At 68.4% G+C, this 2,098-nt stretch carries 3 protein-coding genes; 1 reads left to right on the top strand and 2 read right to left on the bottom strand.

The window, feature by feature from the left end; translation table 11 throughout:
- Nucleotides 1–33 precede the first annotated feature (33 nt).
- A complete protein-coding gene (locus tag A5659_RS21380; protein WP_066876405.1) occupies nucleotides 34–372 on the bottom strand; it encodes a DUF732 domain-containing protein in 339 nt (112 codons plus the stop codon).
- Nucleotides 373–869: 497 nt separating this feature from the next.
- Between A5659_RS21380 and A5659_RS21375 the strand changes: the two genes are divergently transcribed.
- Entirely contained in the window at nucleotides 870–1,406 is a 537-nt protein-coding gene (locus A5659_RS21375) for a hypothetical protein (protein WP_066863394.1), read from the top strand.
- Between the two features lie 151 nt (nucleotides 1,407–1,557).
- Here the strand turns inward: A5659_RS21375 and A5659_RS21370 are convergent.
- Nucleotides 1,558–2,098 (bottom strand): L,D-transpeptidase (locus tag A5659_RS21370; protein ID WP_066876404.1); only part of this gene is annotated, 541 nt, incomplete at its 5' end.

Here is a 2,098-nt window from a genome sequence, read left to right as displayed (position 1 = left end):
AGGCCGCCGAAGTGTGGTGGGTCGAGGTGGTCTCTAGCTGGGGCACAGATCGCGCATGGCGTAGACGACCACGTCGTTGGCCTGTTGAGCGCTGAGCCCGCCGGAGCCCTGCTGGTCGTCGGAGCGCTGCAGCGCCAGGCCTTCGAGTTGCGCCGGAGGAGCGCCCCACGATATTTGCTGGCACACGTTGAGGCCGGCCTGCAGCAGGGCGGCGTCGCCGCCCGTGACGGCGTGGACCCCGTCGCGGTGCATGTCATTGAGGAAACCGGCCGCGTCGGCCTGCGCTGGGCCGGCCCAGACGAGACCGGCGAGAAGCGGGCCGCCGAACAGGGCGGAACCGATGAACCCGGCGGCGAGACGACGTGGTGACATAGCCCCTTCTCCTCTTTTCGTCAACAGTTCTAATCTCGATGTTAACTTCTCTGTAACCTTCGAATCGATAACTGTTCACCAACAGTTTCCTGTGAACGACCTGCGCAGAAATAAAGTCCGTGAGATTCGAAGTCGGTCCGGCCACCATCCGGTCGGCTCGGGTCCGGTCGCGTCGGGACGCTTAGCACGCGGGTGCGGACGGGCACGCGGTTTCGGTGCAAAGGACACGCCGCTCAGGTGCGCGACCGAGGGCACGAATCGCTGACTACGGCTGCCGCGCAGGCGTATTCGCGCAGGTCGATCGGTGTATGCCGGGGCTGTTCCGATTCGTGACGCCGTTGTGACGTCACCATTTGGAAACGGCGCGGTGCGGCGTGGCGCGTGTCGCGCGCCGGCTGCTGACAATTGGCGCGGTCGTGAAAAGCGGCCTCGGTACGGCTAGGCGGGCCTGCTGCACCAAGTGATTGCGGAAATAGCTGAGCGTGAATAAAGGAGAGTTGACGCTGATGGCGATCGTCGATCGGTTCAACATCAAAGTAGTTGCCGGCGCTGGGTTGTGCGGAGCTGCTATCGCGTTGAGCCCCGACGCGGCGGCCGCCCCGCTGATTACGGGCGGCCACGCGTGCATTGAGGGGCAGTCAGGCGAGGTGGCGCCGGCCGCAGGTGGCCCTGCCGCGGGCGCCGGAACGGTGGCCGCGGGCGCACCGGCCGGTGGCGTATGCGCGGCGCCCATGACCGACATGTCCGGTGTGCCCATGGCGGTGCCGGGGCCGCTGCCGATCGGTGCGCCGGTGCCGATCGTGCCGCCGCTGCCCCTCGCTCCGCCGGTGCCGGTGGTGCCGCCGGTGCCCGTCGTGCCGGCCGGCGCGCCGCTGATCGCCCTGGGCGGTCCGGCGGCCGCCGGCGCTCCGCTGGAGGCGGCAGCTCCGATCATCGACATGTCCGGGGTGAAGGATGCGCCCGCCGGCCCGGCGCCCAGTGGCGGGCCGACGGCCGGGCAGCCGATTCGCCCCGGTCCTTCGGGCGCGAGCTGAGGCCGACTCAGCTTCGAAAACGGGCCGGGCCCGCTGGTGTTCACCAGCGGGCCCGTTCCTTATTCGCAGTGAAAAGAGTTCGGCCGCAGCATAATTAAAAGCTCCGCACCCGGCTGACGCCCGGGTGCGGAGCTTCGTAAACGGTGCCTGATTAGTCCTGGACGATCACCGGGTCGCCGACGTGGACGTGGTCGTAGTACCACTCGGCGTCATCGGGGCTCAGGCTGATGCAGCCGTGGCTGACATTCTCGAGACCCAGGGCGGGGACGGCCCACGGGGCCGAGTGCACGAACAGCCCGCGGCTGGTGATGCGGACGGCGTAGTTGACCGTCAGCAGGTAGCCGTTGGGGTCGTCGACGGGGATGCCGACGCTGCTCGAATCCATCGTCACCGCTTCCTCTTTGGCCAGCACGGTGTAGGAGCCGACCGGCGTCGGGTATTCCGGCCTGCCCATCGAGGCGGGCATCACGCCCTGCTCGCCGAAGTGCGGCCGGTGGTGCGGCGCGGGCAGCGACGTCGGCGGTCCCGCCTCGGCGCCGTCGATGCTGACGGTGAAGGTGTGTTCGGAGATGCTGGCGACGCCGATCACGGCGGGGCCCGTTTTGATCTCGGCGGCCGCGCCGCCCACCGTCAACGGAATCGTGCTGTGCGCCGGCCAGTATCGATCCGGCACCCACTGCACAACCTTGTTG

It is taken from the genome of Mycobacterium sp. 1165196.3, assembly GCF_001673415.1.
GTDB lineage: Bacteria > Actinomycetota > Actinomycetes > Mycobacteriales > Mycobacteriaceae > Mycobacterium > Mycobacterium europaeum_A.
Note: the sequence above shows the minus strand (reverse complement) of the source record. Positions and strands in the feature narration are given on the sequence as shown.

Coding starts and splice junctions, on each gene's coding strand:
- A5659_RS21380 (WP_066876405.1), bottom strand. CDS start 372: ATGTCACCACGTCGTCTCGCCGCCGGGTTCATCGGTTCCGCCCTGTTC.